We start from the raw sequence: 4,788 nt of genomic DNA, 5'->3' as shown, positions 1-4,788 counted from the left end.
ACGCGGCGGGTGAAAGCACGTGCCCTCACCCTCCCGTCGCCTACGGCTCCTCCTTCCCTCTCCCGACGGGAGAGGGTTATTCCCGCACCTCGACCAGCGGGACGCTCGCCGCCACCCCCGCAAGGAACGTCGCCCGCGCCACGCTCAACCGATCCTCGGCAAACCGCACCGGCACATCGAACACGAACCCGGCGGTCACCACCACGCCGGTTGCAGGCGCCACATCCAGCACCACCCACCCGCCAGCCTCGACCGAGAACGCCGCCGTCCCCACCCCGCCGACGCTGACCGAGATACTGCCGGGCACCGGCCGCGTGATCCGCCGCGCCGCGCGCTCGTACCATTTCACCAGCGCGAACCGGCGCTGGACGCCATCCCCCGTCCCGATCGCCTGACCGCCCGCCGCAAAGTCGAACGGATCACGCAGCCGGAACGCGCGCGCCGCGCCCATCCGCGCGCGAAAGAACGCGAGCAGCACCGCGATATCCGCTTCGCTGCGCAGCCCCGGCCCGACATCATACGCCGTCCGCGCCTCCGCCCAGCCCGCATTGCGTGCCTCGCGTCCCCCCGCACTCGTGAGGATCGCGGTCGAGAATCCCGGCGCGACCTCCGCCTCGCGTCCCAGCTCCAGCGGGAACAGCACATCGTCGAACGCGTCCACAGCCTCGGTCTCCCCGGTTGCACTGGCAGTATCGAAATGCACGAACCCGTCCCGCATCACCTGCGGCAGCGCCCATAGAAACGTCTCCGCCACGCCGCGCCGCCGCGCGGCCTGCGCCGCCGCCTCGATCAGCGTCCACTGCACCGCCTGGTCGGGCCGCAACACGAACCCCGACAGGTAATGCTGGCGATCCACCGGATAGCCCAGCCGCGCGACCGCCACCGCCACGCCGTCCGCCGACGATGCGCTGTCCCCCGCGGTCACCCAGTCGTAATCCTCGAGCTGCAGGACATCGAACGCCGGGCTCGCCCACCCCACCGGCATGTTCGCGCGCTTCGCCTCGGGCGCCGCCGCATCCAGCACGGTCGGCAGATATGTCAGCAGATGCGACACGCAGCCCTGCGCGCCCAGCGAAAGCGCTTCCGCCTTCGCCGCCGCCACCAGCGCCGCCGTCGACGCCGCCAGACACGCCCCCGCGGCGTCCAGCGTCGCGATCTCGCCCGCCGACTTGGCCCCCCGCAGGCTCGCGATCGCCACCGGCGCGAACGCCGCCACGGCGCTCGCGTCATACAGGCACGGCCGCCCATCGGGCATCACCCACCACCACGGCTCGCCGACCTGGAACTTGGGCGCCAAGCCGGCCGCCACCGCGATCCCCAGGAACGCGCGCGCCACCGCCTGCAGATACGCCATCGCCCCGCCATGCGCCGGCGACAGCAGAGTCGAGGGCGGTTCCCACCCGGTCAGCGCGTGCGCGCCATCGGCCGCCCGCTGCTTCCAGTCGTTCCAGCAATGCGCGTCGAATAGCTCGTAGCTCAGCGACCAGATGACGTCGAAACCGAGCGCGCGCGCGCGCTCCGCAAAATCCCGATGCCACGCCGCACAGGCCACGTTCAGCGCGCCTCCGGCCAGCGACACGTAGAACCCGCCCCCGAGCGCCTCGAGCCGGAAATAATGGCTCATGCCGACATAATGCGTGATGCTGCCCCGGTACCCGAGATGCAGCGCATTGCGCAGCAGCCGCGCGGGCGTCAGGTTGTAGCTGTCGTCATACCCGCCCGCGATCCGCACCCCGTGCTCGGGCACCACCGCGTCGCCGATCGCCAGCACCGACCCCGGCCCCTCGCAGACCATGTCGGTCCACTCGACCCACCCCTCGCGCGGCACCGCCAGCGGCACGTCGACCTTGGTATAGTTCGGCGGCACCAGCGACACGAACATCCGGTCGATGTCCCCCGCCCAGACCGGCTCCACATCCGCGGGCAAGTCGAACCCGCCCGCCATCGCCGCGAAATCGAGCGAAACGCGCGCATCCTCGGGCGTTCCGACCGCATAATTCCACAACCGCACATACCAGGACCGCGCGACTCCCGCCGCATCGCGCCCCTCGATCGTCAGCGTCGGCCCGTTGATCGCGTCCAGCGCCATCACCCCGCCCGACCGCCACCGGAACGCCAGCCGACACGCGCGAAAATCCCGCGACGTCTCGTATGTGAGCAACGGATGGTCGAACCGATCCTCCGCCGCCCAGATCACCCCGGCCAGATCGTCCGCCTTGTAGAACACCGCATCCACCCGCAGCGCGTCGGCGGCGGTGGTAACGACGGACGCCATCATCGGCCGAGGAAAATCCACCGTCCAGAACCGGGGATCGAACCGCGAAACAAGCCCCTCGACCTGCACCGTCCGCCCCGAGCAAAGCCAATGCGCCATAAGATTCTCCTATTTCCTCGCCCCTCCGGGGAGAGGGAGGGGCCCGCGCGCGCTTGCGCGTGGGAGGGAGAGGGGCGTGAGGCACGGACCCCCCGCCCCAAAGCCCCTCACTCTCCCGTCGCATGTGCTCCGCCTTCACTCTCCCCGTCGGGGAGAGGGTCTATTCGCTCGCCAACGCCGCCTTGACCGCGCGCGCCACCTGCCGGCTCGACTGCGCCAGCGCGCCCGGCGCACTCCCTGCGGCCGCAGTGACCGTGATCGCCACGCGAACCTCGCGCACGCCCCCGCCCCCGCCGCCGCCTGCTTCGACCCGCCCGCTGGTAGTCGGCACGAACAGCTCCGCCCCGCGCTCGCCGACGACATACGCGCGCCCCGGCGACACCGGCCCGCCGGTCGCCCGCCCCGGCAATCCACCCACCAGGCTGGCGAGCGCCCCACTCAAGCCTCCGCCCCCCACCACCGACTGCACCCCCGCCTTCAGCGCCGCCGACGCGATCGCATCCAGCGCCGACAGCGCGACCCCCTTCAACTCCTCGAACCCCAATTTCCCCGACCGCACCGCGCGCAACAGCCCCGCCTCGACGCGCAGCGACGCCCGTTCGGCGCCGCTCCCCAGCACGCTTTCCAGCTGGTCGCGCATCGACGCGACATCGCGCGCAAACCCGGCCGTCCCCACCCGCACGCTCAGCAGCGCCGGCTCCAGATCGTCATCCATCAGGAAAAGCCCCCCTCAACCGCGCGATCGTCGACGCATCAGGCGGCGTCTCCGCCTCCCCCGTCAGCGCGCTGACCACTCCCGCCAATTCCGCCGGCGTCGCCCGCCAGAACATCTCCGGCGCCCATCCCAGCACCGCCCCCGCAAACCCCGCGAGCCGCCCCGCGCTGTCCGCGAACGTCATTTGCCCGCCAGGATCTGCCGCAGCAGCACGCGCAGCACCGGCGTCACCGCCGCCAGCCCCGCCTCTACCACCGCCTCGCCCAGCCGGTCCCGCGTAACCCCCTCGGGGCCATCGCGCAGACAATGCCAAAACAGCCCCACCATCTCACCGATCCCAAGCCGCCCCTCCGCCGCCCGCTCGACCAGCGCGAACAAAGGCCCCAACTCGCTTTCCGCCGCGACCAGCGCCGCAAAGCTGGGCCGCAACACAACCACCTCTCCCCCGACCCGGAGAGAAGCCTCCCCCCGAACCGCATTCGCCAACTCGCTCATGAGATATCCTTCCTGTTTCCCTCGCCCCTCCGGGGAGAGGGAGGGGCCCGCGCGCGCTTGCGCGTGGGAGGGAGAGGGGCGTGAGGCACGGAACCCCCGCCCCGAAGCCTCTCACCCTCGCATCGCAACAGCGGCCTAAAACCTACCCCACCACGACCGCCCCGGAACTCTCCAGGCTCAGCGTGTAGGATCGCTCCCCATTGAAATCCCCGGCGTAATCCAGCCGCGACACGAGGAACTTCCCCGTCATCGTATCGCCGCCCTCGAACGCCAGCCGATAATCGTCGAGCACGCCAGTCAGCGCGCTGGCCTTCACGCGCAGCTCGGCCGCCGAGCCGGTAAACACCCCCGCGCCCGACACGGACACGCTGCGCACCCCGGCCCCCGACAGCAACTGCCGCCACCCGCCCGAGTCCTTGGTGGTCACGACGATCGCCTCGCCATTCACCGACATCTGCGTCGTCCGCAGCCCGGCGACCGTCGCATAGACCACCGGCACCGCCCCGTTCCCGACCTTCAGCAGGAACGCACTCCCCTTCTCCACCGCCATGTCGATTTCTCCCCAAAACCGTGCCGCTCAACTCTCCCGGTACATCCGCACCAGAAACTCGGACGCGCCCCGCCACCGATCCCCGACGCGCAGCACGCGCGACCGCACCAGCGCCAACCGCACCACGCGCCACCCCTCACCAAGATCGGGCGGCAGCGCCTCCAGTCCCTCCTCCGCCGCCGCCAGCAGCGCGCGCAGCCGGACCGGCCGCTCGCCGCCATCGACCAGCGTCAGCAGCACGCGCCCCTCGCGCCCGACCCAGGTCTTCGTGCTCCAGTCCGACAGCACCGGCTCGTCGACCACCGCATAAGGCAGCCCCCCCCGCACCGGCGGCGCATCGAACACGCTCACGTCCAGCACCGCGTTCAACCGAGCGACGATCGCCGCCTGCAAGACCATCCGGCCGCTCACGAATGCACCTGAAGGCCAAGCCTCATCCGCCGATACGGCCGCCACAGCGCCGCCACCGCCGCCGGCGGCGCGACATCGCTCTCGCGGTGATCGAACAGATGCGCGACCAGCATCGCCACCCCTTGCGCGATAGGCGCGGGCACCGCCTCGAAGCTCGAGGCCAGCCCCGCGGCATACGCGACCGCCACGCGACCCGCGGACCCCGCAGCCAGCACCCGAACCCACCCCACCCCGTCCGCATCG

7 protein-coding genes are annotated in these 4,788 nt (G+C 71.3%); all 7 read right to left on the bottom strand.

Going from position 1 to position 4,788, the window contains the following annotated elements:
* Positions 1–76: 76 nt before the first annotated feature.
* On the bottom strand, positions 77–2,374 hold the full coding sequence (locus ASE88_RS00335; RefSeq protein WP_056474098.1) for a DUF2460 domain-containing protein: 2,298 nt from the start codon (positions 2,372–2,374) through the stop codon (positions 77–79).
* Positions 2,375–2,534: 160 nt separating this feature from the next.
* Positions 2,535–3,089 carry a hypothetical protein gene (locus tag ASE88_RS00330; protein WP_056474093.1) on the bottom strand — a complete coding sequence of 185 codons (555 nt, stop codon included), beginning with the start codon at positions 3,087–3,089 and terminating at the stop codon, positions 2,535–2,537.
* A complete protein-coding gene (locus tag ASE88_RS00325) occupies positions 3,082–3,273 on the bottom strand; it encodes a phage tail assembly chaperone (protein WP_056474087.1) in 192 nt (63 codons plus the stop codon). The genes ASE88_RS00330 and ASE88_RS00325 overlap by 8 nt, the downstream gene beginning before the upstream one ends.
* Positions 3,270–3,584 carry a gene transfer agent family protein gene (locus ASE88_RS00320; protein ID WP_056474083.1) on the bottom strand — a complete coding sequence of 105 codons (315 nt, stop codon included), beginning with the start codon at positions 3,582–3,584 and terminating at the stop codon, positions 3,270–3,272. Before ASE88_RS00320 ends, ASE88_RS00325 begins: the two co-directional genes overlap by 4 nt.
* 142 nt (positions 3,585–3,726) lie before the next feature.
* The gene (locus tag ASE88_RS00315) at positions 3,727–4,134 is read right to left on the bottom strand and encodes a phage tail tube protein (protein ID WP_055882232.1); all 408 of its coding nucleotides are present in this window, start codon (positions 4,132–4,134) and stop codon (positions 3,727–3,729) included.
* 27 nt (positions 4,135–4,161) lie between these two features.
* A complete protein-coding gene (locus tag ASE88_RS00310; protein WP_056474080.1) occupies positions 4,162–4,545 on the bottom strand; it encodes a DUF3168 domain-containing protein in 384 nt (127 codons plus the stop codon).
* On the bottom strand, positions 4,542–4,788 hold a 247-nt coding region (locus ASE88_RS19070), incomplete at its 5' end, for a head-tail connector protein (RefSeq protein WP_162233377.1). The genes ASE88_RS19070 and ASE88_RS00310, both read right to left, overlap by 4 nt.

It is taken from the genome of Sphingomonas sp. Leaf38, from assembly GCF_001421825.1.
GTDB lineage: Bacteria > Pseudomonadota > Alphaproteobacteria > Sphingomonadales > Sphingomonadaceae > Sphingomonas.
Note: the sequence above shows the minus strand (reverse complement) of the source record. Positions and strands in the feature narration are given on the sequence as shown.

Excerpts from the sequence above, each read along its gene's own strand:
- ASE88_RS00335 (WP_056474098.1), bottom strand. The coding sequence starts at position 2,374 with ATGGCGCATTGGCTTTGCTCGGGGCGGACGGTGCAGGTCGAGGGGCTT.
- ASE88_RS00320 (WP_056474083.1), bottom strand. The coding sequence starts at position 3,584 with ATGAGCGAGTTGGCGAATGCGGTTCGGGGGGAGGCTTCTCTCCGGGTC.
- ASE88_RS00325 (WP_056474087.1), bottom strand. The coding sequence starts at position 3,273 with ATGACGTTCGCGGACAGCGCGGGGCGGCTCGCGGGGTTTGCGGGGGCG.
- ASE88_RS00330 (WP_056474093.1), bottom strand. The coding sequence starts at position 3,089 with ATGGATGACGATCTGGAGCCGGCGCTGCTGAGCGTGCGGGTGGGGACG.
- ASE88_RS00315 (WP_055882232.1), bottom strand. The coding sequence starts at position 4,134 with ATGGCGGTGGAGAAGGGGAGTGCGTTCCTGCTGAAGGTCGGGAACGGG.